The sequence below is a fragment of the Aquabacterium sp. genome, from assembly GCF_049274795.1.
Taxonomy (GTDB): Bacteria; Pseudomonadota; Gammaproteobacteria; order Burkholderiales; family Burkholderiaceae_C; genus Aquabacterium.
Genome location: NZ_JBASTH010000070.1, coordinates 1 through 26226, shown reverse-complemented (window position 1 = coordinate 26226; position 26226 = coordinate 1). Strand labels below are relative to the sequence as shown.

The 26226-nt window shown below is 67.9% G+C and carries 24 protein-coding genes; 12 read left to right on the top strand and 12 right to left on the bottom strand.

Going from position 1 to position 26226, the window contains the following annotated elements; translation table 11 throughout:
• Positions 1 to 3 precede the first annotated feature (3 nt).
• The 11 genes from WAQ08_RS10195 (at position 4) to WAQ08_RS10145 (ending at position 11445) form a co-directional block, all read left to right on the top strand.
• Positions 4 to 843, top strand: coding sequence for an isochorismatase family cysteine hydrolase (locus tag WAQ08_RS10195; RefSeq protein ID WP_422191464.1), 840 nt, complete (start codon positions 4 to 6; stop codon positions 841 to 843).
• A complete protein-coding gene (locus tag WAQ08_RS10190) occupies positions 840 to 2579 on the top strand; it encodes a carbon-nitrogen hydrolase family protein (RefSeq protein WP_422191463.1) in 1740 nt (579 codons plus the stop codon). Before WAQ08_RS10195 ends, WAQ08_RS10190 begins: the two co-directional genes overlap by 4 nt.
• The gene (locus WAQ08_RS10185; protein WP_422191462.1) at positions 2576 to 3634 is read left to right on the top strand and encodes an ABC transporter substrate-binding protein; all 1059 of its coding nucleotides are present in this window, start codon (positions 2576 to 2578) and stop codon (positions 3632 to 3634) included. Before WAQ08_RS10190 ends, WAQ08_RS10185 begins: the two co-directional genes overlap by 4 nt.
• Before the next feature lie 52 nt (positions 3635 to 3686).
• On the top strand, positions 3687 to 4478 hold the full coding sequence (locus WAQ08_RS10180; RefSeq protein ID WP_422191461.1) for an SDR family NAD(P)-dependent oxidoreductase: 792 nt from the start codon (positions 3687 to 3689) through the stop codon (positions 4476 to 4478).
• Positions 4479 to 4491: 13 nt separating this feature from the next.
• Positions 4492 to 5994 carry an allantoinase AllB gene (gene allB / locus WAQ08_RS10175; RefSeq protein WP_422191460.1) on the top strand — a complete coding sequence of 501 codons (1503 nt, stop codon included), beginning with the start codon at positions 4492 to 4494 and terminating at the stop codon, positions 5992 to 5994.
• Positions 5991 to 7145, top strand: coding sequence for a ring-opening amidohydrolase (locus WAQ08_RS10170; RefSeq protein ID WP_422191459.1), 1155 nt, complete (start codon positions 5991 to 5993; stop codon positions 7143 to 7145). Before allB ends, WAQ08_RS10170 begins: the two co-directional genes overlap by 4 nt.
• The gene (locus WAQ08_RS10165; protein ID WP_422191458.1) at positions 7142 to 8005 is read left to right on the top strand and encodes an ABC transporter ATP-binding protein; all 864 of its coding nucleotides are present in this window, start codon (positions 7142 to 7144) and stop codon (positions 8003 to 8005) included. Before WAQ08_RS10170 ends, WAQ08_RS10165 begins: the two co-directional genes overlap by 4 nt.
• On the top strand, positions 8002 to 8799 hold the full coding sequence (locus WAQ08_RS10160) for an ABC transporter permease (RefSeq protein ID WP_422191457.1): 798 nt from the start codon (positions 8002 to 8004) through the stop codon (positions 8797 to 8799). Before WAQ08_RS10165 ends, WAQ08_RS10160 begins: the two co-directional genes overlap by 4 nt.
• A 16-nt stretch (positions 8800 to 8815) precedes the next feature.
• A complete protein-coding gene (locus WAQ08_RS10155) occupies positions 8816 to 9430 on the top strand; it encodes a TIGR00730 family Rossman fold protein (RefSeq protein ID WP_422191456.1) in 615 nt (204 codons plus the stop codon).
• A 26-nt stretch (positions 9431 to 9456) separates the two neighbouring features.
• Positions 9457 to 9882 carry a DUF3830 family protein gene (locus WAQ08_RS10150; protein WP_422191455.1) on the top strand — a complete coding sequence of 142 codons (426 nt, stop codon included), beginning with the start codon at positions 9457 to 9459 and terminating at the stop codon, positions 9880 to 9882.
• 63 nt (positions 9883 to 9945) lie between these two features.
• Positions 9946 to 11445 carry an amidohydrolase family protein gene (locus WAQ08_RS10145; protein ID WP_422191454.1) on the top strand — a complete coding sequence of 500 codons (1500 nt, stop codon included), beginning with the start codon at positions 9946 to 9948 and terminating at the stop codon, positions 11443 to 11445.
• 19 nt (positions 11446 to 11464) lie between these two features.
• Here WAQ08_RS10145 and WAQ08_RS10140 read toward each other — a convergent pair whose 3' ends face one another.
• Complete coding sequence (locus tag WAQ08_RS10140; protein WP_422191453.1) at positions 11465 to 12091, bottom strand: hypothetical protein; 627 nt, start codon at positions 12089 to 12091, stop codon at positions 11465 to 11467.
• 148 nt (positions 12092 to 12239) lie between these two features.
• Here WAQ08_RS10140 and WAQ08_RS10135 point away from each other — a divergent pair, with 148 nt between their 5' ends.
• Positions 12240 to 15032: a hypothetical protein gene (locus tag WAQ08_RS10135; protein WP_422191452.1), complete on the top strand. Its 2793-nt coding sequence runs from the start codon at positions 12240 to 12242 to the stop codon at positions 15030 to 15032.
• Positions 15033 to 15116: 84 nt separating this feature from the next.
• Here WAQ08_RS10135 and creD read toward each other — a convergent pair whose 3' ends face one another.
• From creD to WAQ08_RS10080, 11 genes are all read right to left on the bottom strand, one after another.
• Positions 15117 to 16589, bottom strand: coding sequence for a cell envelope integrity protein CreD (gene creD / locus WAQ08_RS10130; protein ID WP_422191451.1), 1473 nt, complete (start codon positions 16587 to 16589; stop codon positions 15117 to 15119).
• Positions 16590 to 16679: 90 nt separating this feature from the next.
• A complete protein-coding gene (creC, locus tag WAQ08_RS10125) occupies positions 16680 to 18179 on the bottom strand; it encodes a two-component system sensor histidine kinase CreC (RefSeq protein ID WP_422191450.1) in 1500 nt (499 codons plus the stop codon).
• Complete coding sequence (creB, locus tag WAQ08_RS10120; RefSeq protein WP_422191449.1) at positions 18176 to 18916, bottom strand: two-component system response regulator CreB; 741 nt, start codon at positions 18914 to 18916, stop codon at positions 18176 to 18178. Before creB ends, creC begins: the two co-directional genes overlap by 4 nt.
• Positions 18917 to 18923: 7 nt before the next feature.
• Positions 18924 to 20168, bottom strand: a complete 1245-nt coding sequence (locus WAQ08_RS10115; RefSeq protein WP_422191448.1) for a class I SAM-dependent methyltransferase — start codon at positions 20166 to 20168, stop codon at positions 18924 to 18926.
• Between the two features lie 109 nt (positions 20169 to 20277).
• Positions 20278 to 21189 (bottom strand): MBL fold metallo-hydrolase, encoded by a 912-nt coding sequence (locus WAQ08_RS10110; protein ID WP_422191447.1) that lies wholly within the window; start codon positions 21187 to 21189, stop codon positions 20278 to 20280.
• Positions 21190 to 21296: 107 nt separating this feature from the next.
• Positions 21297 to 21578, bottom strand: coding sequence for a hypothetical protein (locus WAQ08_RS10105; RefSeq protein ID WP_422191446.1), 282 nt, complete (start codon positions 21576 to 21578; stop codon positions 21297 to 21299).
• Between the two features lie 171 nt (positions 21579 to 21749).
• Positions 21750 to 22388 (bottom strand): PEP-CTERM sorting domain-containing protein, encoded by a 639-nt coding sequence (locus tag WAQ08_RS10100; RefSeq protein WP_422191445.1) that lies wholly within the window; start codon positions 22386 to 22388, stop codon positions 21750 to 21752.
• Positions 22389 to 22573: 185 nt separating this feature from the next.
• On the bottom strand, positions 22574 to 23224 hold the full coding sequence (locus WAQ08_RS10095; protein WP_422191444.1) for a PEP-CTERM sorting domain-containing protein: 651 nt from the start codon (positions 23222 to 23224) through the stop codon (positions 22574 to 22576).
• A 256-nt stretch (positions 23225 to 23480) separates the two neighbouring features.
• Positions 23481 to 25040: an alkyl hydroperoxide reductase subunit F gene (gene ahpF, locus WAQ08_RS10090; RefSeq protein ID WP_422191443.1), complete on the bottom strand. Its 1560-nt coding sequence runs from the start codon at positions 25038 to 25040 to the stop codon at positions 23481 to 23483.
• 201 nt (positions 25041 to 25241) lie between these two features.
• A complete protein-coding gene (gene ahpC, locus WAQ08_RS10085) occupies positions 25242 to 25817 on the bottom strand; it encodes an alkyl hydroperoxide reductase subunit C (protein ID WP_422191442.1) in 576 nt (191 codons plus the stop codon).
• Between the two features lie 182 nt (positions 25818 to 25999).
• Positions 26000 to 26226: hypothetical protein (locus tag WAQ08_RS10080; RefSeq protein WP_422191441.1), on the bottom strand; the 227-nt coding region annotated here is incomplete at its 5' end.

Here is a 26226-nt window from a genome sequence, read left to right as displayed (position 1 = left end):
GCGATGACCCGCAAGACCACGCCCAAGGCATCCGCGAAGGCCCCGGCCTTCGGCCCCGTGCCGCACAACGCCTGGACCCAGCAGGACGACCACCTCAGCCTGGTACGCGCCCCGCTGGCCCCGCGCCCGCTGCGCCTGGAGGCCCAGCCCCAGCCGGTCGAGATCGACCTGGCACGGGCGGCCCTGGTCATCGTCGACATGCAGAACGATTTCTGCCACCCCCAGGGCTGGTTCGGCCAGAAGGGCATCAAGGTCGGCCCCATGCGCAAGCCCATCCCGGCGATCGCGCAGTTGTTGCCCGTCTGGCGCGCCGCCGGTGGCCGCGTGGTGTGGCTGAACTGGGGCGTGCGGGCCGACCGCCTGAACCTGCCGCCCACCGTGCTCTACAAGGGCAAGCGCAGCCTGGACGCCGTCGGCTACGCCGAGGCCTCGCCGCTGGACCACGGCCCGAGCGTGGTGCCCGGCCACTGGGGCGCCCAGGTGATCGACGAGCTGGCCGTGGCGCCCACCGACATCATCGTCTACAAGCACCGCCTGAGCGGCTTCCAGGACAACGAGTTGGACAGCCTGCTGCGCCTGGGCGGCGTGCAGACCCTGCTGTGGGCCGGCGTGAACACCGACCGCTGCGTGTTCTCCTCGCTGCAGGACGCAGGCTTCCTGGGCTACGACAACCTGCTGCTCACCGACGCCTGTGGCACGCCGTCGCCGGCCTACGTGAGCCGGGCCATCCACTTCCTGGTGCAGCAGCTGCACGGCTTCAACACCACCGCGAAGGCCGTGGGCAGCGCCCTGGCCGCCTCCACGGCCAAGAAGGCCCCTGCACGACGAGGAGCCCGCGCATGAGCCCCCGCCGTTTCCGCGCTGCCGTCGTGCAGACCTACGCCGACCTCGGTGACCTGCCCGCCAACATCGAACGCACGCGCCGCCATGTCGACGAGGCCGTGCGGCAAGGCGCCCAGCTCGTGGTGCTGCCCGAGTGCATGAACAGCGGCTACCTGTTCAATTCCCTGGAGCACGCCCGCACACTGGCCGAGCCGGTGGATGGCCCCTACGGCCAGGCCCTGGCCGAGCTCGCACGCACGCACGGCATCCACATCGGTGCCGGCCTGACGGAGCTGGGCGATGACGGCCTCATCTACAACAGCGCGATCCTGTTCGGCCCGCAAGGCGAGCTGATCGGCTGCTATCGCAAGCAGTTCCTGCCGGCGCAGGACCAGAACTGGTTCTCGGTGGGCGACACGGGCATGCCGGTGTTCGACACGGCCCTGGGCCGCATCGGCATGCTGGTGTGCTTCGACGGGCGCATCCCCGAGGTCTCGCGCTGCCTGGCCGCCAACGGCGCCGAGGTCATCCTGGACATGGCCAACTTCTTCGTGATGGGCCAGGCCGACCAGTGGGTGCCGGCCCGCGCGATGGAAAACGGCGTGTGGTTCCTGGCCGCCACCAAGGCCGGCGTGGAGCGCAGCATCTACTACCCGGGCGGCAGCCTGATCGTGGCGCCCACGGGTGAGGTGCGCGCCCGCATCGCCAACGACACCGAAGGCATCGCCTGCGCGGAGATCGAGCTGGATACGCCAGGCGCCTGCTGGGCCGATGGCACCGGCAAGTGGGCCGACCGCCAGCCCCAGGCCTACACGCTGCTGACCCAGCCTTTCGAGAACACACCCTTGGCACCCGCACTGGCGAAGACGCTGCGGCCCGAAGCCTGCTGCGTGAAGGTCGGTGCGGTGCAGGCCCATGCCGACCGCACGCACAGCGTGGACGACCTGCTGACCATGGCCCGCCATGCCGCGCTGCTCGGCACCAAGCTGCTGGCGCTGCCGCTGTACGCCGGTGCCGACCGCCCCGTGCTGGATGCCACTGCCGCCCGCGCCCTGGCCGAGCGCACCCCGGCCCTGATCGATGCCCTGCATGCCCTGTGCGCGGAGCACGATGCGCTGGTCGTGCTGCCCAGCGTCGAGGCCGATGCCCACGGCCTGCACTCCAGCGCCCTCCTGATCGGCTCGCAAGGCGTGATCGGGCGCCAGCACCAGGTTCACCTGGGTGCGCACGAACGCAGCTGGGCCGCCCCTGCCAGCACCGGCCTGCAGGTGTTCGACACGCCGCGCGGCCGCATCGGCATGCTGCTGGGCGCCGACGGCCTGTTCCCCGAAAGCACCCGCGTGCTGGCCCTGCAGGGCGCCGACATCGTGGTCTGGGCCTCGGCCTGGTCGCACCCCGATGAGCGCCGCCTGCTCACCGCCACCAAGGCGGCCGACAACCGTGTCTACCTGGTCTGCGCCAACCGCGCCGATGCACCTGCCCCCGGCGGCTCGTTCGTCGTGCCACCCAGCGGCCTGCCCCACTGGGACCTCAACGTCAACGCGCCCGCCAACCCGCGCTGGGGTGCCGTGATGCCGCTGTATGCCGAACTCGCGCTCGCGCGCCAGAAGTGCATGGAGCCCGGCGTCGACATGCTGCGCAACCGCCTGCCCGGCAGCTACGGCGTGCTGACCACCCCGCAGCCGCCGGTGCTCTTGCAACCGACTTCTCTCACGCCTTCCCTTTCTGCCTCTCACCCAACGGAGTTCCACGCATGACATCCTTCTCGCTTCGTGCCGCCCTGCGCCCCCTGGCGGCCCCCGCCGCCGCGCTGGCCGCCGCCTTCGCCCTCACGGCCATGCCGCTGGCCGCACAGGCCCAGACCAAGATCAAGTTCGTGCTGCAGTGGAAGTTCGAAGGCTCGCAGGCCTGGTTCTTCGTGGCGCAGGACAAGGGCTACTTCAAGGCCGAAGGCCTGGACGTGAGCATCGACCAGGGCGAAGGCTCGGCCGCCTCCATCCCCAAGGTGGCCTCGGGCGCCTATGACGCCGGCTTCGGCGATCTGAACGCCGTGATCGACCTGGCCGCCAAGCGCCCGGCCGACGCACCCGTGGGCGTCTACATGCTCTACAACACGCCGCCCTTCACGCTGATCGTCAAGAAGGACAGCCCGATCAAGACCCCGAAGGACCTGGAAGGCAAGACCATCGGCGGCCCGGCCAATGATGGCGCCCTCAAGCTCTTCCCCGCCCTGGCCAAGATCGCCAAGGTCGACACCAGCAAGGTCAACATCACCAACATGGCGCCCAACCTGCGCGAGCAGATGCTGATGCGCGGCCAGGTCGATGCCACCTTCGGCTATGTGAACACGGTGACCTTCAGCGCCAAGGCCATGGGCATCGATGCCGCCAAGGACCTGCGCTTCATCCGCTACGGTGATTACGGCATGGACCTGTACTCCAACGCCGTGTTCTTCTCGCGCAAGTTCGTGCAGGAGAACCCCAAGGCCGTCGCCGGCTTCGTGAAGGCCCTGAACCGCGCCATCAAGGACGTGCTGGCCGACCCGGAAATGGCGATGGACGCCGTGATGAAGCGCGAGCCCCTGCTCAAGCGTGAGGTCGAGAAGGAGCGCCTGCTGTCGGCCCTGCGCAATGACATGAGCCACCCTGAGGTGGCCCGCATCGGCCTGGGCGACGTGGACGACAAGCGCCTGGAGCGCAGCATCGAGATCCTGGTCGATGCCAACCAACTGGCCCGCACGCCCACCCCTGGCGAGGTGTTCAACCGCAGCTTCCTGCCCCCGCGCGACCAGCGCCCCAGCAAGCTGTTCTAAGCCCCGCTGCTGAACAGTCGCACGATCCCGCCCCCGCTCTGAAGGAAACACCATGGATCTGAAACTCAACAACAAGGTGGCCGTGATCACCGGTCCCGCCAAGGGCATGGGCCGCGCCGTGACGCTGGCCTTCGCGCAGGAAGGCTGCCGCCTGGTGCTGGCTGGCCGTGACACCGCCGCCATCGAGCCCGTGGCCGACGAGGCCCGTGCGATGGGCGTGCCCGCCATCGTCGTGCCCTGCAACCTGGTCGATGACCAGCAGACCGAGGCCCTGGCCCGACAGGCTTTGGAACACTTCGGCCGCATCGACATCCTGGTCAACGTGGCCGGCGGCTCCGGCCCCATCGGCAAGACCGGCTGGGAGACCAGCATGGACGAGTTCAACGAGATCGTCGAGCTCAACATGACCGGCTGCTTCAACACCATGCACGCCGTGCTGCCCGCGATGATCGAGCAGGGTGGCGGCAAGATCGTCAACGTGGGCGGCACCTTCGGCATGCGCGGACGCGCGGGCCGCGTGGCCTACTCGGCCTCGAAGTGGGGCCTGCGCGGCATCACCAAGAGCTTCGCGCTGGAGGCCGGCCCGCACAACGTCAACGTGAACTGCGTGGCGCCCGGCATGGTCGATGGCCCGCGTTTCCGCGAGAAGGTGTGCGCCAACATGGCCGCCAAGCTGGGCATGACGCTGGAAGAAGCGATGAAGCGCCATGCCGACGACTACGCCCTCAAGCGCGTGACACTCGATGAAGACGTCGCCAACGCCTGCCTGTTCATGGCCAGCGACGTGTCACGCCAGATCACCGGTGTCGACCTGCCCGTCGATGGCGGCTGGGCCATGCTGTAAGGAGCGATCCATCATGAGCAACGCAGACCTCGTCATCCGCGGCGGCAAGATCGTCTCGCCCGAGCAGATCATCGACGCCTCCATCGCCATTGCTGACGGCAAGATCGTGGCCATCGGCCATGACGACCTGATGCCATCCGCGCGGGAAGAGCTGCGCGCCGACGGCCAGTACCTGCTGCCCGGCGCCATCGACAGCCACGTGCACTTCCGTGACCCGGGCTACCCCCACAAGGAAACCTGGAAGACCGGCTCCGCTGCCGCCGCCTGCGGGGGCGTGACCACGGTGTTCGAGATGCCCAACACCAACCCGCCCACGGGCACGATCGAAGCGCTGCGGCTCAAGCAGAAGGCAGCCGAGTCCTCCTACGTGGACTACGGCATCCACGGCCTGCTGGGCGACGACACCATCGACCGGCTGGAAGACCTGCTGGACGCCGGCGTGACCAGCTTCAAGGCCTTCGTGGGCAACACCTTCGGCAACCTGCCCGCACCCACCGATGGCGCGCTGCTGGAAGGTTTCGAGAAGCTCGCGCCCCTGGGCATCCGCACCGTGGTGCACGCCGAGAACTCGTCGATCATGGCGCGTCGCCAGCACCGGCTGCAAGAAGCTGGCCGCACCGACCCGCTGGCCCACCTGGCCTCACGCCCGGCCGTGGCCGAGATCGAGGCCATCGGCCGCGTGCTGGCCCTGGCCGAATGGACAGGTGCGCGCGTGCACATCGCCCACCACAGCGCGGCCGATTCGCTGTTCGTGCTGCGCGCGGCCAAGCTGCGCGGCGTGGACGTGACGGTGGAAACCTGCCCGCAGTACCTGCTGCTCAACACCAACGACATGCTGCGCCTGGGTGGCATCCTGCGCCTGAACCCGCCCATCCGCGAAGAGCGCCACAACCAGCCGCTGTGGGACGCGCTGATGGACGGCACGATCGACATGATCGCCACCGACCACGCGCCGCACACGCCCGAGGAGAAGACACGCGAAAGCATCTGGCAATGCGACTGCGGCTTCCCCGGCGTGGAAACGCAGATGCCGCTGATGCTCACCGAAGTGAACCGCCAGCGCGCCACCTTGATGGACTACGTGAAATGGAGCGCTGCTGCGCCCGCCAAGGCCTGGGGCCTGTACGGCACCAAGGGCGTGCTGGCCGTGGGCGCACACGCCGACATCGCCGTGGTGGACATGGACCGCCGCGCCGTGCTGTCGCAAGGGCGCCTGCAATCCATCAGCAAGATTTCGCCGTGGAACGGCCGCACCGTGCATGGCGCGCCCATCCACACGCTGGTGCGCGGCCGCTTCGTGATGCGCGACGGCCAGCTGGTGGTGGATGCCTCGGGCTGGGGCCAGTCGGTCAAGGGCGTGCAGCGCATGCCCACGCCCAAGCCGCGCAACACCGAGCACTACACCAGCGCCGTGCTGAAGACGCCGGCCGGTGTGCCGCGCACGGCCGTGCCGACAGACCTGAGCGCCTTCGAGGGCAGCGGCTACGTGCCGCCCGCGCCGAAGGAGGCCGCATGAATCAGCCGGCCCCCGCGGCCGCACGCCCGCAGCTCGTCGGCGTGCACCGCATCGACTGCCGCGGCCCGGGTGACCTCTCGGGCGTGCAGGCCCTGATCGACGCGGGCACGCTGGTGCCGGCCGACATCGTCGCCGTGATGGGCAAGACCGAAGGCAATGGCTGCGTCAACGACCACACGCGCGAGTACGCCAGCATGGCCTGGAGCCACCTGCTGGCACCGCACCTGGGTTGCACGCCTGCGGAGGCTGCACAGCGCGTGGCACTGGTGATGTCCGGCGGCACCGAGGGCGTGCTGTCGCCGCACTTCACCGTGTTCACGCGCCGCTGGCTTGAAGATGCCGCGCCCGTGCGCCACAACGCACCGCGCCTGGTGATCGGCACCGCGCACACGCGTGATTTCGCACCGCACGAGATCGGCCGCACGGCGCAGATCGAGGCCACGGCCAAAGCCGTGCGCGAGGCGATGCTGCAGGCCGGCATCCAGCGCGTAGAGGATGTGCACTTCGTGCAGGTCAAATGCCCGCTGCTCACCTCCACCAAAGTGCAGCAGGCACTTTCACAAAAGATCGAGCCCGCCACGCGCGACACCTACGAATCCATGGGCTATTCGCGCGGCGCCTCGGCCCTGGGCGTGGCCTTGGCGCTCGAAGAAGTGCCCGCCACCAAGATGAACGATGCCGCCGTGCTACGCGACTGGTCGTTGTACTCCGGCCGCGCCTCGGCCTCGGCCGGCATCGAGCTGGACCACAACGTGGTGATCGTGCTGGGCGAGGCGCCCGGCGCTGCATCGCCCTACCGCATCGCCCACACGGTGATGCGCGACGCGGTCGATGCCGCCTCGGTGCGCGGCCTGCTGCGCGAGTGCTTCGCCATCGACCCCGATGAGGACGACGAGGCCCTGTCGGGCCGCTTGGTCAATCTGCTGGCCAAGGCCGAGGCCAGCCCCGACGGCCTGGTGCGCGGCCAGCGCCACACCATGCTCAACGACTCCGACATCAACGCCACGCGCCACGCCCGCGCCGTGGTGGGCGGCGTGCTGGCCTCCATTGCCGGCCACACCGCGCTGTACGTCTCGGGCGGCGCCGAGCACCAGGGCCCGGCCGGCGGTGGCCCCGTGGCCGCCATCTTGCATGTAGAGGACACCGTATGACCCAAGCCTTCATCGACCTGGCCGACGTGACCGTGCGCTACGGCGCGCAGGCCAATGCCACGATCGCGCTGGACCGCACCAACCTGCGCATCGAGCAGGGCGATTTCGTCGCGCTGGTCGGCCCCAGCGGCTGCGGCAAGTCCACCATCCTGAAACTCGTGGCCGGGCTGCTGCAGCCCAGCTCGGGCGGACTGATCGTGGGCGGGCGCGAAAGCCCCAGCAGCCAGCAGTCGGGCAAGATCCGCATCGGCCTGGCCTTCCAGAACCCGACCATGCTGCCGTGGCTGAGCATTCGCGACAACGTGATGATCCCGCTCAAGATCGTCGAGCCCTTCCGGCAGGACTACGCGAAGAAGAAGCGCGGTGAATACGCCGAGCGCGCCGAAGCCCTGCTGGCGCAAGTCGGTTTGAAAGGCTTCGGCGACAAGCGCCCCTGGCAACTGTCAGGCGGCATGCTGCAGCGCGCCTCGCTGTGCCGCGCACTGATCCACGAACCGCAACTGCTGCTGCTCGACGAGCCCTTCGGCGCGCTTGACTCTTTCACGCGTGAAGAGCTGTGGTCACTGACGCAGCAACTGTGGATGGACAAGAAGCCCACGGTGTTGCTGGTCACGCACGACCTGCGCGAAGCGGCGTATCTGGCCACGCGCATCTGCGTGATGAGCTCGCGCCCCGGCCGCATCCTTGAAGACCGCGAAGTGCCTTTCGAGCGCCCGCGCACCCTGCCCATGAGCTACGCGCCTGATTTCTCCACCCTGGTGCAGGAACTGCGGATGCGCATCGCCGAGGCCCGCACCGCCGGTGATGCCGTGCAAGCGAGCGCTGACAACGAATCCACGCCCGCGAGGAAAGCCGCATGAGCAACACCACCCCCATGATCTCGCCGCTGCTGCGACAACGCCTGCTCTCGGGCTCGGCCTTCATCGGCTTCTTCCTGCTGTGGGAGCTGGCCTGCGTGGCCACCGGCGTGTCCGACCTGATCCTGCCCCGCCCCAGCCAGATCCTGCACGTGCTGTTCGAGAAGATGCCGCTGCTGTGGCCGCACACCGTGCAGACGCTCTACACCACCCTCGTGGGCTTTGCCCTGGGCGTCGCGGTGGGCATCGTGCTGGGCTTGCTGATCGGCTCCTCACGCACAGCCTATGACGTGGCCTACCCGCTGCTGGTGGGCTTTTCCAGCATCCCCAAGGTGGCCGTGGTGCCGATCTTCGTGGTGTGGTTCGGCGCGGGCACGGTACCGGCCATCCTCACCTCGCTGGTCATCAGCATCTTCCCGGTGGTGGTGAACGTGGCCACGGGCCTGGCCAGCACCGAACCCGAGCTGGAAGACGTGCTGCGCGTGCTGGGCGCCAAGAAGCGCGACATCCTGTGGAACGTGGCTCTGCCGCGCGCGCTGCCCTACCTGTTCGCCTCGCTCAAGATCGCCATCACCCTGGCCTTCGTGGGCACGGTGCTGGCCGAGACGGTGGCCGCCAACAAGGGCATCGGCACCGTGATGATGCTGGCCAGCGGCAACTTCGACGTGCCCATGGTGTTCGCGGGCTTGCTGATCCTGGCGGTGCTGGGCGTGGCGCTGTACGCTCTGTCCTCGCTGGTCGAGCGCCGCATGACGGGCTGGGCCCAGCGCAAGACCGATCTGGGCATGGCCTCCTAGTTCCACCACACCACCGATGAGCGAACTCGACAACAACACCCTCCCCCCGCTGCGCAACGTCGCCGTCTTCTGCAGCTCCAACTTCGGCGTCTCGCCCGACTACGCCGAGGCCGCCAAGGCCTTGGGCACGGCCATCGCCGCACGTGGCATCACCCTGGTCTACGGCGGCACCAGCAAAGGCCTGATGGGCGTGGTGGCCGATGCAGCCCTGGCCGCGGGCGGCACCGTGGTCGGCGTGATCAACCAGCGCCTGCACGACCGCGGCCACCTGCACCCGGGCCTGAGCCGCCACGAGGTGGCGCCGCACATGCGCGAACGCAAGGCCCGCATGGCCGAACTGGCCGATGCCTTCATCGCGCTGCCCGGCGGCCTGGGCACGCTCGAAGAGCTGTTCGAGGTGGCCACGCTCACGCAGCTGGGCGACCACGTGAAAGCCTGCGGCGTGCTCAACACGCGCGGCTTCTACGAGCCCATGCGCGCCATGCTGACCACCGCCACCGACGAGGGCTTCTTGAAGCCCGAGCACCGCGACATGATCGTGGTCGAAGGCCGGCCGGATGCGCTGCTCGACGGCCTGGCCGCCTGGCGCGCGCCCACCGTCACCAAATGGATCGGCCAGCCCGGTTCCTGATCCTCTCTTTTTCTACAAGCTTCCTCATGCCCAAGATCCGCATCACCGCCGGTGGCCACAGCTTCCTGGCCGAGACCCACCCCGACGCGCCCGACACCGTCGCCGCCTTCCTCAAGCTGCTGCCTTATCACCAGAAGCTCATCCACGTGCGCTGGAGCGGTGAAGGCTGCTGGGTGCCGCTAGGCGAGTTCGTGCTAGAAAACGATGGCCGCAAGGTGGGCTTCGAGAACCACACCAGCCACCCCTCGGTGGGCGACATCCTGTTCTACCCCGGTGGCTACAGCGAGACCGAGATCATCCTGGCCTACGGCAGCTGCAGCTTCGCCAGCAAGATGGGCCAACTGGCCGGCAATCACTTCCTCACCATCACCGAAAGCAAGGAGAACCTGCGCGCCCTGGGCGTGAAGACGCTGTGGGAAGGCGCACAGGACGTGGTGTTCGAGCTGGCCTGATCAGCACCGCATCACCGCATAGCCACCACATCAGCCCTGCTCGCGAACAGCCCACGCCCCACCATGACCACCCCACGATTGCTGATCCACGGCGGCCTCGTGCTGCCTGATGGAGAGACCCAGGCCCGCCCCGCCGACCTGCTGATCATCGACGGCGCCATCGCCGAGATCGGCGCGCCTGGCCAGTTCGATGCATTTGAAGGCCTGCAACGCCTGGATGCCAGCGACCGCCTGGTGATGCCCGCCTGGGTCAACGGCCACACGCACGCCCACGGCGGCCTGGGCCGTGGTGCCGTGGCCGACACGGGCCTGGAAGGCTTCCTCGCCGCCTCGCCCTCCATCAACGGCCAGCGCGGCCTGGATGACCTGGCCCTGAGCGCCACGCTCACTGCCGCCGAACTGCTCAAGAAGGGCTGCACCGCGCTGTTCGACATGACCAGCGAGTTCCCGCTGCCCACCGTGGCCGGCCTGCACGCCGTGGCCCATGCCTACGACACCGTGGGCATTCGCGCCGTGGTCGCGCCCATGATGGCCGACCGCTCGCTCTACCAGGCCTACCCCGAGCTACTCGACAGCCTGCCCGCGTCGCTCAAGGCCCAGGCCGCCCAAGCCCGCGCCGCCGACCCTGAGGCCTGCCTGGCCAATGTGCGCACTGCCGCGCAAGGCTGGCCTTTCGACCCCACACGCGTGCGCCTGGGCATCGCGCCCACCATCCCGCTGCATTGCTCAGATGCCTTCATGCAGAACTGCGAGCAGCTGTCTGCCGAGTTCGGCCTGCCCATGCAGATCCACCTGGCCGAGAGCAAGCAGCAGGCCGTGTTCGGCGAGCAGCGCTACGGCATGAGCCTGGTCTCGCACCTCAAGCGCCTGGGCATGCTCAGCGAGCGCCTGAGCGTGGCGCATTCGATCTGGATCAGCGACGACGACATCGACCAATTGGCCGCCGCCGGCGTCACCGCCATCCACAACCCCTTGAGCAACCTGCGCCTGGGCTCGGGCGTGGCGCCCGTGCGCCGCATGCTGGAGCGCGGCCTGCGCGTGGGCCTGGGCAGCGACGGCGCCAACACCTCGGACACGCAGAACCTGTTCGAGGTGGCGCGCCTGGCAGCTTACCTGTCACGCATCGTGGGCTCTGACGAAACCCGCTGGGTCAACGCCGGCGAGGCGCTGCACATGGGCACCGTCAACAGCGCGCATGCGCTGGGCTGGGGTGATCGCCTGGGCAAGCTGGCCCCAGGCTACCAGGCCGACATCGTGCTGCTGGACCTGGCCCAGCCCATCTACGTGCCGCTGCGCCATGCGCTGCGCCAACTGGTGCATGGCGAGAACGGTGCGGCCGTGACGCACGTGCTGGTGGGCGGCCGGCTGGTGGTCGAGCACGGCCGCCTGCTCACGGTCGATGAGGCCGCGCTGCGCCGCAAGGCTCAGGCCGCCGCCGAACGGCTGGATGCGCTCAATGCCGAAGGCAGGACCCTGGCCCAGGCCCTGCGCCCCTGGATCGGCGCCTTCTGCTGCGGCATCAGCGAACGGCCCTTCCACCTGCAGCGGCGGCTGGCGGGCTGACCGCCCCCGGGCACCTGGCTCAGAGCTTCTTCATGGCGGACACCTGGTTCTTGGACTTGCCGCCGTCCTTCTTGACGACGTAGTACTTGTTGCCTGTCCCGCTGTGGCTGCCGATCGCCACGCCTACCATCGAGGCCTTGCCCTCGGATTGGCGAACGTACTTGAAGAACAGCGAGTACTTGTCGCCCTCGGTGGTCAGGTTGGTCTCGTAGAGCACACCCAGGTCGCCTTCCTTGATGTCGCGCTTGAGGTACTTGGCCTTGTCCCGGTCGAAGCCCTTCTTGACCGAGGCCCCGCTGGCCTTGGCGGCGGCCTCGCAGTCGCCCTCATCGTCGAAGCCCGTCACCTCCCATTCAACCTTGCCCGGCTTGGCCTCCTGCTTGACCTCCGGCTTGGTCTTGCGGGCGCTCACCTCCTTGAGCAAGGCCGAGGCCGTCTTCAAGGCCGCGTCGTAGGCCGTGCGGTTGGGGGCCTTGCCGCCCTTGCCGGCCTTCTCGACATCGGTGAGCAAGGCATCGGACACCGTCTGCAGCTTCTTGAAGCCCTTGAGCTCCTCGGGGCTCAGGCGCTCGAGGAAGTTCTCCTCGATCTTGGTCAGGACCTTGACGAGCAGGACCACGTCCTGGCTGGTGATTCCATCTGACATGGTGATTTCCTAGGAGCGGGTTATGGCCGCACCACACTAACAGAGCCCCGGGCTGGCCACGCCCTTCGCTTCCGGCTGTCGGCGACCTCAATCTAGGGATAAGGCCAGGCCCGCTCCCCGCCTAGCATCAGGGATCACCGGAGATGACATGGCAGCACCCGAGACACCGCCCAGCCCGCAGCAGGAACGCGAGCGCGCCCTCCAGCGCCGGCAGACCCTGAACATCGTCCGACCTCACGGACAGGACCAGGCGCAATGGGGCATCGCGCTGTCGGGCGGCGGCATTCGCAGCGCCACCTTCTGCCTGGGCGCGCTGCAGGCGCTGGCGCACAACCCGGGGCCCTTGGCGTCCAGCGGTGGCACGGCGGCCCCTGCGGCCTCACCCACGCTGCCCTCCACACCTCCTGCCACGCCATCGCCCGCACAAACGACCAGCGGCCCGCAGGCTGCGCCAGGTACATCGACCACCAAGCCCCTGCGCGCCGGCACGATCGACCCATTGATCGCCCAGTTCGATTACCTGTCCACCGTCAGCGGCGGAGGCTACATCGGCAGCTTCTTCACCAGCCTGTTCGTGCCCGGGCGTCTGTCCGGCCAGGGCCCCGGCGAAGACCCGGCCGCCGTCACCTGGCGCGCCTACCGCGCCCTGCAGGACGAACCGCCAGCCCGCATCCACACCACCACCCGGTACGATCCGGCCCACCCCGGCCGCGCCGCGCTGGCCTGGCTGCGCGACAACGGCCGCTACCTGGCCCCTCACGGTACGGGCGACGTGCTCTACGGCATGGGCGTGGCGCTGCGCAACTGGATGGCCACCCACTATGCCACCGGCACCGTGATCCTGATGGGCCTGGCCCTGCTGCTGTCGATCCGGCTGGCCCTGGCATTGACCTTTCCTGCTTATGCCCAATGGGAGGCCGAGCTGTGCGCCGCCGCCGGTTCGCAGGGCCGCGGCATCTGGTGGAGCCCCACCTGGGCCTTGTGCGCCGTGGTGGTGGTCGTGGCCCTGGGGCCGGTGGGCATGGCCTTCTGGTTCAGCCACCCGGCGCGCGACAAGGGCCGCCGCACCGCGCAGGATGGCGATCCGATCGCCATGAAACCTTTGCCCGTGACCTGGGCCTCCTTCCTGGGCGGGGTGATCGCCGTGGGCCTGATCCTGGTCGGCGGGCTGGGCGTGGGGTGGTCGGAAGGGCCGCGCTGGCCATTGGGCCTCATCGTGTCGGGCTGCGGGGTGTTCGCGGCCTGGTCGGTGGTGATCTACGGCCTCAGTGCCATCGCGCTGCGCGACAGCAGCATCGCGCGCCAGCGCGTCATCCTCACGCGCTGCCTGGCGCAGTCGCTGATGGTGCTGATCGTGATCGGGCTGCTGGCCGCCATCGAGACCCTGGCGCAGACCCTCTGGCTGGGCTGGCACGTGCAATCCGGCGTGATCGGCGGCGCGGTGCTGGGCGGCCTGGTGTGGCTGCTGCGCACAGGCCTGCTCAAACTGGCCGACAAGTCCACCGTGGCCCTGGTCGAGCGCCTGCCGCTGGACCTGATCGCCGGCCTGCTGGGCATCGCCCTGTGGATCGCCGTGGCCTCGGCCTTCGGCATGCTGCTGCTGCAGGTGGTGTGGTTCGGCTTCGAGCCCTACACGGTCGCGGCCAGCCTGAGCGATCCCACTACCGTGCACGCCCTGCTGTGCTACGCCCTGGGCACCTTGCTGGTGGCCATGGGCCTGGCCCTGGTGGTGGGGCGCTTTCCGGGCTTTCTGAACCTGTCGACCTTCCAGAGCCTGTACGCCGCACGGCTCACGCGGGCCTACCTGGGCGCCACCAACCACCGCCGCTTTTGCGCCGATGCACGCAGCCGCCACCGTGATGTGGCCGAGCCCATTGAGGGCGACAGCCTGGACACCATCGCACCCTACGCCAATCCGCTGGCGCCGGTGCACTTCGTCAACGTCTGCGTGAACCAGACGGTGAGCCCCGGCGAACAGCTGGTGCAGCGCGACCGCAAGGGCAAGCCGCTGGTGATCGCGCCCAAGGGCTACTACCTGGACCAGGGCGCCTACGCCATGCGCATGCACGGCCCCCGCAACGAGCTGAGCTACCCGCTGAACTTCGGTGAATGGATCGGCGTGTCAGGCGCAGCCATCTCCACCGGGCTGGGGCGCAACAGCGGGCTGGGCTTCTCGCTGATCATCGGCTTCGCCAACCTGCGCCTGGGCCGCTGGTGGCCCGGCGTGCCCGAGCACAAGGGCATGCGCAGCCACTGGGTGCGGCGCGTGTTCACCACGCAGACCTATCTGATCGACGAGATCCGCGGCCTGTTCTACGGCAGCCACCGCGCCTACCAGTACCTGTCCGATGGCGGGCACTTCGACAACACCGGCATCTACGAACTGCTCAAGCCCGAGCGCGACCGCGGCGTGCGCCTGATCGTGCTGTGCGACTGCGGACAGGACGTGGACAACGATTTCCGCGACCTGGCCAACCTGATCCGCCTGGCCCGCATCGACCACGGGCTGGAGATCCGCGTCAATGAAGAAGCCGCGGACGATCCGCTGCTGTCCGAGCGCTTCGGCCGCCCGGCCGATTTCCGCCGCCGCCCCGATGGCAGCCTGCCGCCGGCCGGCACGCGTTGCGCCATCCTGCTCGATGTGCTGGCCACCAGCCGTGATGCGGCCCAGCCCCCGCGCCCGCCGGGCAGCGTGGTCGCGCGCATCGTGCTGCTCAAGCCCGTCCTGATCAGCGACGTCCCCGTGGACCTGAGCCACTACCAGAGCACGCACGACGGCTTCCCGCAGCAGACCACGGGTGACCAGTTCTTCGACGAGGCCCAGTGGGAAAGCTACCGGCAGCTGGGCCTGCACATCGGGCTGCGCGTGTTCCCGCAGGATCCGGCCTCGGGCTATGGGCAGGCGTTTTGGCGCGTGTGCCTGCAGGGGCTGCCGGGCTGAGCCTCAGCCTTGGCGCACGCGCCAAAGCCAACAGGGCCACCTGGGTGGCCCTGCCTTCATTCAGCCTGATGCATCAAGCAGGCATCAAGCGCCAGGCGGCTTGTGGGCCACAGGCTTGTCACCCGGCCAGCCCGCTGGGGTGACAGGCTCCGGCCGGGTCGCATTGGCCGCACCCCGCACACCCTCGATCAGCGCATACCAATCCAGGCGACGCGTCACCACCATGATGGCCGCCAGCACCGTGAACAGCATCACCGAGCCCAGCACCAGCGAGGTCTGCTCCATCTGCAGCAGCAGGTACAACGTGCCGTAGAGCAGCGCCAGCGCCGCGCCGAACACCAGGCCCCGCCGCCAGCCGCCCAGCACATGGCTGCCATAGAACATCAGCAGCCCCGTGCAGGCGCTGCTCGCGGCCGTATAGGCCACCGCGAACGGCAGGTGCTCGGACAGGCTCACCAGCAGCAGGAAGAACACGATCAGCGCCGAGCCCACCAGCAGGTACTGGATGGGGTGCACGCGCAGGCGGTTAAGCACCTCCACCAGGATCACGCCCAAAAAGGTCAGCGCGATGAAGAGCAGGCCGTACTTGCTGGCGCGGTCCGACAGCACGTAAGGGTTCACCGGGTCCATGAAGGACACGTTGAAGGTCTCGATGCAGCCGGTGGACGGCTGGCCTGCCGCAGAGATGTCCTCATCACGCACAGGGATCACCACGCCCACGGGACACAGGGGCGCGCCCTTGATCAGCTCCTGCTGGGCCGTGGTGGCCAGCGAGGTCATGCGCCAGCTGGCCTGGAAGCCCTGGCTGCCCACCTCGCGCTCGGCCGGCAGGAAGCGCCCGCCGAAAGAGGGGTGCGGCCACTCGGACTTGAGCGTCACCTCGGTGCTGTCGGCCACCGGCGCGAAGGCCAGCGACTGCGTGCCGGCCAGCTCCAGCGCCAGCGAGACCCGCAAGGGGCCTGGCGCCGTCAGCATCGCCTCGGGCATCTGGGCGTGAAAGCCCTTGCGCTGCACCGGATTGCCCGAGCCCGGGTTCACGGCCAGTGTCTGCCCCTGCACATTCACGCGCACGGTGCGGATGCCGCGCGCATCGCCCAGCACCATGGACACCACCGGCGCATCGCAGCTGACCTGCCCGCCCGTGTGTTCGGGCACGGCCTGCAGCCCCTTGAGATCGGCCCACTGGGCGTCGACCTTGGCCGTCATCTCATAACCGTTGACCTTGAACAGGCCACGGTAGCGGGGTGCCATGCGGGCGCCGCTGTCCACCTTCAGGGTCTGCGGCGCCTGCACCAGGCGGAAGTCACGGCGTTCGGTCAGCACCTTGAGCACGGGGCCTTCGCGTTGCTCGACCGGCCAGGTCTCCGTACAACGGCGCAGCAGCACCGGGCCCATCAGCACCTGGCTGGCGGCCAGGCTGTCGGCCACATTCTGTTCGGCCTCGTCACGGCGTTCCTGGCGCTCCTCGACCACGCCGCGCACCGAGCCCAGCGCCACCAGCAGCCCGGCCACCACCGCCCCCAGCGCGACCGACTTGCTCAACAAGGGAAATCTCATCGTGTTCTCCTGTGTGTTCCCATGAAACACGGCCAGTGTCGGAACCGACGGTGAGGTCTTGATGAGCTGTGTGAAGCGAGGGTGAAGTGCTCAGCGGGGATTGGCGGAAGGTCCGCCCGGCGGGGCCAGGGGCCAGCGCAGGATGACGGCCAGGCCCGGCTCGGCCGGTGCCCAGGCCACCGTGCCACCGTGCAGCTGCATCACCTGCCGCACGATGGCCAGGCCCAGGCCGGAGCCCTTGCGCGGCGGCTCGCCCGCCTCGGCAGGGCGGGGTGTGGAATAGAAGCGCTCGCCCAGCCGGGCCAGGGCGTAGTCAGGCACGCCGGGGCCATGGTCACGCACCGTGAGCAGGGCCTGTGGGCCATCGCACCGCACCGTCAGGTCGATGCGGCCGCCGGGGGCCGAGAACTCGATGGCGTTGTCCAGCAGGTTGCTCATGGCCAGCACCATCAACTCGGGCTCGCCCAGGACGGGCGCGGTGTCACGCTGCTGCCACTGAAGGGTCAGCCCGCGTTGTTCGGCGCGGCCCCTGGCCTGTGCCAAAGCGGTGTCCAGGCTGTCGGCCACGTCCACCACGGCCAGGTGTTCAAGACGCTGGCGGTGCTCCAGCTTGGACAGCTCCAGCAAGCGCTCGACCAGGCGCTGCATGCGGGCCGCCTGCTCCTGCACCTGGGTGGCGAAGGCCTGGCGATCAGCGGCGGGCAGATCATCATGCAGCAGCTCGGCCGCACCACCGATGGCGGCCAGCGGGCTTTTGAGCTCATGGGTGAGCGCGCGCACCATGTCCTCCACGTGCTCATGGCCCTCCAGCCGATCACGCATGGCCTCCATCGCGCGGGCCAGATCGCCCAGCTCGCCCGACAGCACCGGCGCCTGCACACGCTCACCACCGCGCTGGCCCAGCTCCACATGCTGCGCGAAATGCCGCAGGCGCCGCACGGACCACACGATCCACGCCGTGACCAGCACGCCCACGCCCAGCGACAGCCCCATCAGCCACAGGCCCTTGACCAGGATCTCGCGCTCGGCCCGGTCGATGAACTTCTGCACCGTGCTCATGGGCTTGGCCACGGTCAGCACGCCGATGGTGTGCGTGCCCTGGCGGATGGGGGCGGCCACGTAGAGCACCGAAGGCCGGCCTTCCATCTCGACCTCGCGCGTGGCGCGCGCGCCGTACTGGCCCTTGAGGGTGAGCGCCACGTCGCGCCAGCGCGAATAATCCTGGCCCACGGCCACGCCACCGGGTCGCGCGCCGGTGTCCAGCACCACGCGGCCCTGCGCATCGGTCACGTACACCCGGTAATCCAGCGACTGCTTGCTCATGCCCCAGATGCGCGCATCCACGGGCCGCTCGGCGTAATCGCGCACGCGCTGGGCGAAGGGGCTGGCTTCGAGCGTGCCGCCGGGTGGCATGGCCGCCAGATCATCTTCGACCAGTTCGGCCAGGATGTTGGCCGTGTCCACCAGCATGTCTTCCACCACCCGGGCCACGCTGGGCCGGATCTCAGCCGAGAACACGCGCAGCACGAAGAAGGCAGCGATGCCGGTGATCAGGAAGAAGCCCAGCAGCAGCCGCAGACCGAGCTTCATGGCGCAGGCAGCCGGCTCAGGTCGATGGCGTAGCCCAGGCCCCGGTGCGTGACGATCAGTTCCACGTCGCCACAGGCCTCACGCAGCTTGGCGCGCAGGGTCTTGATGTGCGTGTCCACCGTGCGGTCGGTGCTGTCCGCATCCTGGCCCCAGACGGTGTCCAGCAGGGCCTCACGGCTCCAAATGCGACCGGGCGTGCGCAGCAGGGCGTTGAGCAGGCCCAGCTCGCGGCGGGTCAGCGGCAGGGGCATGCCGGCATAGCTCACGCGCTGGGCAGCGTCATCGCAGTCGAAACCATGGGCAGGCGCCGCAACCGCCTGTGCGGGCGACAGCGCGGCCCGGCGCAGCAGCGAGCGCACGCGGGCGCACAGCTCGCGCGGGCTGAAGGGCTTGGTGATGTAGTCGTCGGCGCCCAGCTCCAGGCCCAGCACGCGGTCGAGCTCTTCGCCGCGCGCCGTCAGCATCACGATGGGCAGGGCGCGGTTGTCGGCGGCGGCGCTGGCCTGCGCGGCATCACCACGGCGCAGGTCGCGGCACAGGTCCAGGCCGCTGCCATCGGGCAGGCCCACGTCCATGATCGCGAGGGCATAGCCATGGCGGGCCTGCGCCAGCCTGGCGGCGGCCTCGCGCACCAGCAGCACGTGGTCGACGGCGAAGCCTTCGCGCTCCAGCGCATAGGCCACCGTCCGCGCGATGGCGGGATCGTCTTCCAGCAGCAGCAGGCGTTGGGCGCTCATGCGCAGATCATGCCGCCAGCCGCCCATCGGCGACCAGCAGGCTTTCCAGCGCCTGTTCGCGGATGCCGTAGAAGGCCTTGATCTCGCGGATCTGCGCCAGCACTTCGGCGTTGTCGCGCGGCTTGGCGCGCTTGACGGCCAGGATCATCTTGTTCTTGTTGGTGTGCTCCAGCGAGATGAACTCGAACACCTGCGTGTCGTAGCCCGCCGCATCGAGCAGCAGGGCGCGCAGGCCGTCGGTCAGCATCTCGGCCTCCTGGCCCAGGTGGATGCCATGCTGCAGGATGGGGCGCAGCGGATGCGGGCTCAGCAGCTGCGGGCGCACCTGCTTGTGGCAGCACGGCGAGGACAGGATGATCTCGGCCCCGGCGCGGATGCCCAGGTGGATGGCGTAGTCCGTGGCGATGTCGCAGGCGTGCAGCGCGATCATCACGTTGAGCGCGGCCGGGTGGTAATCGCGCACATCGCCTTGTTCGTAGGCCATGCCTTGCAGGCCCAGGCGCTCGATCACGCCGCCGCACAGGGCGACCAGATCCTGGCGCAGCTCCACGCCCGTCACGCGGGCGTCGACACCACGGGTGTGGCGCAGCCAGTCGTGCACTGCGAAGGTCAGGTAGCCCTTGCCGGAACCGAAGTCGACCACGTTCACCTCGCTGGCCTCAGCCAGAGGCGATGCGGCCAGCGCACCGGCCAGCACCTCCACGAACTTGTTGATCTGCTTCCACTTGCGCGACATGGCCGGCACCAGGCGGCCCTGCCCATCCGTCACGCCCAGCTCGCGCAGGAAGGGGCGCGAGAGTTCGAGGTAGCGGTGCTTTTCGCGGTTGTGTCCGCCCGGCAAAGCTTTGGCCTCGTCGGCCTCGGCATCCGCGGCGCCCGCCACCTTGCCCACCCGCACCGAGCCCTTGCCCTTCTTGCTGAAGGCCAGCTGCACCTCTTCACCGGGTGTGTGCAGGTGCGCGTTGCGGAATCCCGCAGGGCCCAGCAGGCCTGGCAAGGTGGCCAAGGCCTCGTCCAGCGGCAGGTTCTTGGTGATGTCGCGCGTCTTGTAGCGCCACACCAGGCTCAGGTGGGGCTGGCCGCGCAGCTCGATCGGGCGGGCCAGTACGCGCTCGAGCTGTGGCTCATCGCCGTGGTAGCTGGCCAGCATGAGCTTCTCGCAGCGCCCTTCAGTCAATGCGCGCGACAGCAGGCCCATGAAGCGGGTCAGGGCAGGATCGGCTGATTCGGAAGAGGCGGGAGAAGACGTCACGGCAAGACAATCGGCACACAACGGCCAGAAGAAGTGATGAAGGTGGCAACAGAAGAGCCAGGCCGACATTGTCCGCCAGCCGGGCGGCGTGCTTGCCCGGGAAGCGCCCTCAGCCCGCCACCAAGGCGCCATCCTCCAACCGCGCGGCGCCCACCCGCACCAACTGGCTGATCACCCAATCGGTCAGCGGTTCGGTGTCGTCGCCGATCACGGCCCGGATGCCCCGCTGCGTCAACAGGTGGCGCTCGATCAAGGTCTGCACCTCCGCACGCGGCATGCGCCCCCGGTCCAGCAGCTTGAAGGCCACCAGGCCCTTGAGGGCGTTGTCCACATTGCGTTTCGGGTCCTCGGCCAGCCAGCGGATGCGGGCATGCGCGATCGACAGCGCATCCTGAACCTCGGTGAAGGGCGCGCCATGGCCCGGGATCACCACGCGCGGCGCCAGCTGCGAGATCAAATCCAGCGTGGCCTGCTGCTCGGCAAAACCCGATTCGCCCGCCAGTTCCGGAAAGATCACCCCGAAACCGTTGCGCCACAGTGCGTCCGCCGAGATCAGCACGCCTTCGTGCGGGTTCCACAGCATCACCATGTCGGCATCGTGCCCGCCGGCGGGCAGCACATCCCACTCCTGGCCACCCAGTTCGATGCGCCGGCCAATGGCGAGCACCTCGTCGTAGGTGAAGCGCTCGCACTCCTGCCCGGACGGGGTATAGCTCAGGCGCTCCTCGTCCCAGGCATCGACCGCCTCGCGCAGGCCCGGCGGGATGACGACCCGGCAGCCATGGCGGCGCTGCAGGCGCGCGTTGCCGCCAGCGTGGTCAGAGTGCAGGTGGGTGTTGACGATGCGGGCCAGGGGGCGCCCGCCCAGGGCCTCGTCCAGCAGGCGCTCGGTGGCCTCGCCGTGGGAGACATAGCCGGTGTCGACCACCGTGGGCACGTCCGCCTGGGCGAAAACGATGTTGTTGGACGAGAGCCAGCCCCGTTCCAGAACCTGGATATGGGCAAGAAGAAATGCATGCATGGCCAGTAGGTACCGTCAGGGCTCACTGGGAGCATACGGCAGACCGGCACCCGGCGCATGCCAAGCCCGCCACACACCGGGCGGGCCCGCAGGGTGGGGGTCAGCACTCAGGCGTGGCGCTTGGCGGCGGCACGGCGGGGCGCCTTGGCGCCACCGTGCAGCTGCTCCCAGTAACCCACGGCCTTGCCCACCCATTCCTGGTAGTGGGGATCCTGCGGCGAGTAGAACGGGATGCCGCGGGCTGCGAAATCGTTGAAAGCCTTGGCCACGGCCGTGGCAGTGGCCTTGTCGGCCTCGACTTCCACGGCGTGCAGCGCCAGCACACGCTTCATGGCCTCGGGGGCCATCAGCTTGGCATGCAGATCCTGGGAAGAAGCAATGGTGGTCATCGCGCTAGCTCCGTCAATCATCAAGCAACAGGGACACGGCCCTGTCTTCGGAGATCAACGCGGCGGATTGAGTTATGGATGACCGCACCGAGTGGCAAAACCATGAAAAAAGCCCGCCAGTGGCGGGCTCTTTGGCACGGCAGGCGCTCCCTGCACGGACTTGGCCTTGAATCAGGCCTTGCGGGATTTCCGATATGCCACCAGGGCGATACCAGCCAAGCCCAGGCCCAGCATGGCCGAGGTGCCGGCTTCCGGAACCGCCAGCGTGGCGTTCACGTTGGCCAGGCGGAAGGACGAGGTGACGCCCTGTGCGGTGATCAGGAAAGTCTTGCCTTGCAGGCCCAGGCTACCCAGGCTGAACGTGGTGATGGGCGACTTGCCATCGTTCGAGCTCAGGTTGTAGGTCTTGCCGCCGGTGGTGATGGACACCTTGTCCGCGCCGATACCGAAAATGCCGTTGTCCCACGACGAGAAGCCGAGGGAGTTGAGCGACACGACCTGATTGAAGGTCAGCTGCAGGGTGTTGGAACTCAACAGCGTGCTGTTGAGGTCACCGAGATCGCCCAGACCCGAGTTCACGCCGACACCATCCCAGCGGCGCGTCACCTTGGCGCTCGAACTGGTCGACACGGCGCTGAGCGCCAAGCCGATGTTGCCCGAGGTGACGTTGATCACGCTCGAGTTGGTATCCACCAAATTGCTCAGTGTCTTGGACTGGTAAAAGTTGAAGGATTCAGCATGGGCGCTGGAAGCGACCAGGCTCAGCACTGCGGCGGTGGCCAGCAGGCTCGACTTGATGAACTGGGACATGGGCTTCTCCTCGCGCCTTGAAGGGATTTGAGGAAAATTATGCCGAGGGGGTGTCTGCGGCGCCCCCCGCAGACAGGGGGCAAAACCCACGTTTCAGGACAAAAATGTCCGAATAAGCCAAAGAATTCTATTGCATTCCATTGAACGCCCCCCGGCATAACCCGAGGAACGTTCAACGCTGAGGGTTAACCCTTGATGCGACGGCGGGCCACGGTGGCCACACCCAGCAGGCCCAGGCCGAACATGGCCACGGTGCTGGCTTCGGGCACGGCGGCAACGGTCGTGACGTTCAGACCGGCCAGACGGAAGGCCGAGACATCCCCGGTGGCCTGCAGCAGGAAGAACTGTCCGGCCGGGATCACGGAACCCAGCGAGAAGGTCTTGACCAGCAGGCCGTTGTCATTGAGGGAGTTGCTCAGGGCGTAGGTCTGGCCACCGGTGGTGATGGTCGCCTTGTCCAGTGCGCCGAACAGGCCGTTCTCCCATTGCGAGAAGGCGATCTTGTCCAGCGTGACGGCTTCGCTGAACGACAGCAGCAGGGCATCGCCGGGCGAGTTCAGCAGCGAGCTGTTGAGTTCGCCAGCTTCCAGAAAGCCCGTGCTCACGCCGATGCCGTCCCAGCGGTAGGTGACCTTGGCGCTGTCGCTGGTGGACACGGGCGTGATCGTCACACCGACGCCATTGGAGGTGAAGCTCAGCAACGTGGAGCTGGAATCCCCCAGCCCGCCACCGTTCTTGTAGAAATCAAAGCTGGCCGAGGCAGCCTGCGCGCCCGACACCGCCAGGGAGCCAGCCAGGGTCAGGGCCAGCGCGATCGACTTGGAGTTCTTGAACACGGATGCCTCCTCTCGGCAATTCAGGTGAATGATTCAATTATCGGAACAGGGCCGGGGGCGTGCCTCCCCCTCAGTTCAGGGAAAGCACTGTGTTTTCTGCACGGATTGTCCGCTTTGGATGTTTTCGATCACCAAATAACGGACATCGTTATTCGGGATAACCCTAGACAATGTGCTTCAGGGCCTCCAAAGTGAAAAAAGCCCGGCTTGCGACCGGGCTCTTTTCATGCAGGGCCTGCGTACAGACCCTGAGGCCTCAACTGTGGCGGATCAGGTGGTCGAAGGCCGACAGCGCCGCCTTGGCCCCGTCACCCGCCGCGATCACGATCTGCTTGTAGGGCACCGTGGTCGCGTCGCCGGCGGCGAACACGCCCGGCACGTTGGTCGCGCCCTTGGCGTCGACGATGATCTCGCCGAAGCGAGAAAGCTCGACCGTGCCCTTGAGGAACTCGGTGTTGGGCACCAGGCCGATCTGCACGAAGACGCCTTCCAGCGGCACCAGGTGCTCCACATTCGTGGCGCGATCCTTGTACTTCAGGCCGTTGACCTTGCCACCTTCGCCCGTGATCTCAGTGGTCTGGGCGTTGGTGTGGATGGTCACGTTGGGCAGGCTCTGCAGCTTCTTGACCAGCACGGCGTCGGCCTTGAGCTGGTCGGCGAACTCGATCAGCGTCACGTGGGCCACGATGCCGGCCAGGTCGATGGCGGCCTCGACACCCGAGTTGCCGCCGCCGATCACGGCCGTGCGCTTGCCCTTGAACAGCGGGCCATCACAGTGCGGGCAGTAGGCCACACCCTTGTTCTTGTACTCCTGCTCGCCGGGCACGTTCACGTTGCGCCACCGCGCGCCGGTGGACAGGATCACCGTCTTGCCCTGGAGCGTGGCGCCATTGGCCAGCTGCACGTCGATCAGGCCACCCGGCTCAGCGGCCGGGATGATCTTCTCGGCGCGCTGCAGATTCATGATGTCCACGTCGTAGGCACGGGCGTGGGCTTCCAGGCCCATGGCGAACTTGGGACCGTCGGTTTCGAGCACCGAAATGTAGTTCTCGATGGCCAGCGTGTCGTTGACCTGCCCGCCGAAGCGCTCGGCGGCCACGCCGGTGCGGATGCCCTTGCGGGCGGCGTACACGGCGGCGGCAGCGCCAGCCGGGCCACCACCGACGATCAGCACGTCATAGGGGGCCTTGGCCGACAACTCGGTCGCCAGGCGATCGGAAGCCCCGGTGTCCACCTTGGCCAGGATCTCTTCGATGGTCATGCGGCCCGAGCCGAACACCTGGGCGTCCAGGTAGACCATGGGCACGGCCATGACTTCGCGCCGTTCGACCTCTTCCTGGAAGGTGCCGCCTTCGATGACGGTGGTCTTGATGCGCGGGTTGAGCACAGCCATCAGGCTGAGCGCCTGCACCACGTCCGGGCAGTTGTGGCAGGTCAGGGACATGTAGACCTCGAAGTCGAGGTCGCGGTCCAGGGCCTTGATCTGGTCGATGATGGGCTGCTCGACCTTGGGCGGGTGGCCGCCGGTCCACAGCAGCGCCAGCACCAGCGAGGTGAACTCGTGGCCCAGCGGCAGGCCGGCGAAGCGCAGTTGCGTGTCGGTGCCCGTGCGCTGCAGCGTGAAGGACGGCTTGCGCGCGTCCTGCCCGTCGGTGCGCAGGGTGATCTTGTCGCTGCGCAGGCCCACGATGGTCTGCAGCAGCTCAAGGGTGTCGCGGGAGCTCTCAGAGTCGCTCAGCGAGGCCACGATCTCGAAGGGTTGCGTTACCCGCTCCAAATAGGCGCCGAGTTGGGCCTTGAGGGTGTCGTCCAGCATGGTGTGCATCCTTTCTTCTAGATGATGGTGCGCGGTTCAAGCGACTTTGGCAGCTGGCCTCCCGGGGTGTGATGGGAGGCCTGCGAAGGGCTGAGGCGGGGCTCCCCGGCAGGCCTTGTGGGCCTGCAGGGACAACCCCTGGGGGTTCGTGATGTCGAGGTGAAGCCTCAGCACCGGAGTTTCAACGGATCGAAGGCTCGATCAGATCTTGCCGACCAGGTCCAGCGAAGGCGTCAGGGTCTTGGCGCCTTCCTTCCACTTGGCAGGGCACACCTGGCCGGGGTTGGCGGCGGTGAACTGAGCAGCCTTGAGCTTGCGCACGGTTTCGGCCACGTCACGGGCGATTTCGTTGCTGTGGATTTCAGCGGTCTTGATCACGCCATCGGGGTTGATCACGAAGGTGCCGCGCAGGGCCAGGCCTTCTTCGGGGATGTGCACGCCGAAGGCGTTGGTCAGTTGGTGCGTGGGATCGCCGACCAGGGGGAACTTGGCCTTGCCGACGGCGTCGGAGGTCTCGTGCCACACCTTGTGCGAGAAGTGGGTGTCGGTGGTCACGATGTAGACCTCGGCACCGGCCTTCTGGAACTCTTCGTAGCTGTTGGCGGCGTCTTCGATCTCGGTCGGGCAGTTGAAGGTGAAGGCAGCCGGCATGAAGATCAGGACGGACCACTTGCCCTTCAGGCTTTCGTTGGTCACGGTAATGAACTCACCCTTGCCGCCGCGGTTCACGAAGGCTTCGGTCTTGAAGGGCTGCACTTGTGTGTTGATCAGGCTCATGGCTTGTATCCAGTTGGTGGTGTGAAGAAGTGATGGATGAATCTTAGGCCAGCGCATGCCATATGGCGAATTGATTGAACAAATTCGCCTGATTGGGAATCGCTATGCCCCTGTCATGAGAAAGCCCTATGACGGCCGATTTCCCATGAAAATGGGACACCCTTGCGGGTTTTCCGGCCAGATCAGAGCAGGCCCGAGGTCATCGGCGGCACGGCCGCGTAGGCACCGGGCCCGATGCCGCCCAGGTGGTCGACCAGCCCAGGATAGCGGGGATCGCCTGGCGCGACGGTGAAGAAGGCTTCACCACGGATGCCACCGGGGCCTTCGGCGCTCAGGCGCAGTTCCAGGGTGCCGTCGGGGCGCATGTGGGCCGAGCCGATGGGCGCCTGCGCAGGGTCAGGCTCACGCT

Excerpts from the sequence above, each read along its gene's own strand:
- creD (WP_422191451.1), bottom strand. The coding sequence starts at position 16,589 with ATGAGATTTCCCTTGTTGAGCAAGTCGGTCGCGCTGGGGGCGGTGGTG.
- WAQ08_RS10185 (WP_422191462.1), top strand. The coding sequence starts at position 2,576 with ATGACATCCTTCTCGCTTCGTGCCGCCCTGCGCCCCCTGGCGGCCCCC.
- WAQ08_RS10180 (WP_422191461.1), top strand. The coding sequence starts at position 3,687 with ATGGATCTGAAACTCAACAACAAGGTGGCCGTGATCACCGGTCCCGCC.
- WAQ08_RS10140 (WP_422191453.1), bottom strand. The coding sequence starts at position 12,091 with ATGTCAGATGGAATCACCAGCCAGGACGTGGTCCTGCTCGTCAAGGTC.
- WAQ08_RS10110 (WP_422191447.1), bottom strand. The coding sequence starts at position 21,189 with ATGCATGCATTTCTTCTTGCCCATATCCAGGTTCTGGAACGGGGCTGG.
- WAQ08_RS10155 (WP_422191456.1), top strand. The coding sequence starts at position 8,816 with ATGAGCGAACTCGACAACAACACCCTCCCCCCGCTGCGCAACGTCGCC.
- WAQ08_RS10135 (WP_422191452.1), top strand. The coding sequence starts at position 12,240 with ATGGCAGCACCCGAGACACCGCCCAGCCCGCAGCAGGAACGCGAGCGC.
- WAQ08_RS10105 (WP_422191446.1), bottom strand. The coding sequence starts at position 21,578 with ATGACCACCATTGCTTCTTCCCAGGATCTGCATGCCAAGCTGATGGCC.
- WAQ08_RS10100 (WP_422191445.1), bottom strand. The coding sequence starts at position 22,388 with ATGTCCCAGTTCATCAAGTCGAGCCTGCTGGCCACCGCCGCAGTGCTG.
- WAQ08_RS10190 (WP_422191463.1), top strand. The coding sequence starts at position 840 with ATGAGCCCCCGCCGTTTCCGCGCTGCCGTCGTGCAGACCTACGCCGAC.
- allB (WP_422191460.1), top strand. The coding sequence starts at position 4,492 with ATGAGCAACGCAGACCTCGTCATCCGCGGCGGCAAGATCGTCTCGCCC.
- ahpC (WP_422191442.1), bottom strand. The coding sequence starts at position 25,817 with ATGAGCCTGATCAACACACAAGTGCAGCCCTTCAAGACCGAAGCCTTC.
- creC (WP_422191450.1), bottom strand. The coding sequence starts at position 18,179 with ATGAAGCTCGGTCTGCGGCTGCTGCTGGGCTTCTTCCTGATCACCGGC.
- ahpF (WP_422191443.1), bottom strand. The coding sequence starts at position 25,040 with ATGCTGGACGACACCCTCAAGGCCCAACTCGGCGCCTATTTGGAGCGG.
- creB (WP_422191449.1), bottom strand. The coding sequence starts at position 18,916 with ATGAGCGCCCAACGCCTGCTGCTGCTGGAAGACGATCCCGCCATCGCG.
- WAQ08_RS10165 (WP_422191458.1), top strand. The coding sequence starts at position 7,142 with ATGACCCAAGCCTTCATCGACCTGGCCGACGTGACCGTGCGCTACGGC.
- WAQ08_RS10195 (WP_422191464.1), top strand. The coding sequence starts at position 4 with ATGACCCGCAAGACCACGCCCAAGGCATCCGCGAAGGCCCCGGCCTTC.
- WAQ08_RS10160 (WP_422191457.1), top strand. The coding sequence starts at position 8,002 with ATGAGCAACACCACCCCCATGATCTCGCCGCTGCTGCGACAACGCCTG.
- WAQ08_RS10170 (WP_422191459.1), top strand. The coding sequence starts at position 5,991 with ATGAATCAGCCGGCCCCCGCGGCCGCACGCCCGCAGCTCGTCGGCGTG.
- WAQ08_RS10150 (WP_422191455.1), top strand. The coding sequence starts at position 9,457 with ATGCCCAAGATCCGCATCACCGCCGGTGGCCACAGCTTCCTGGCCGAG.
- WAQ08_RS10145 (WP_422191454.1), top strand. The coding sequence starts at position 9,946 with ATGACCACCCCACGATTGCTGATCCACGGCGGCCTCGTGCTGCCTGAT.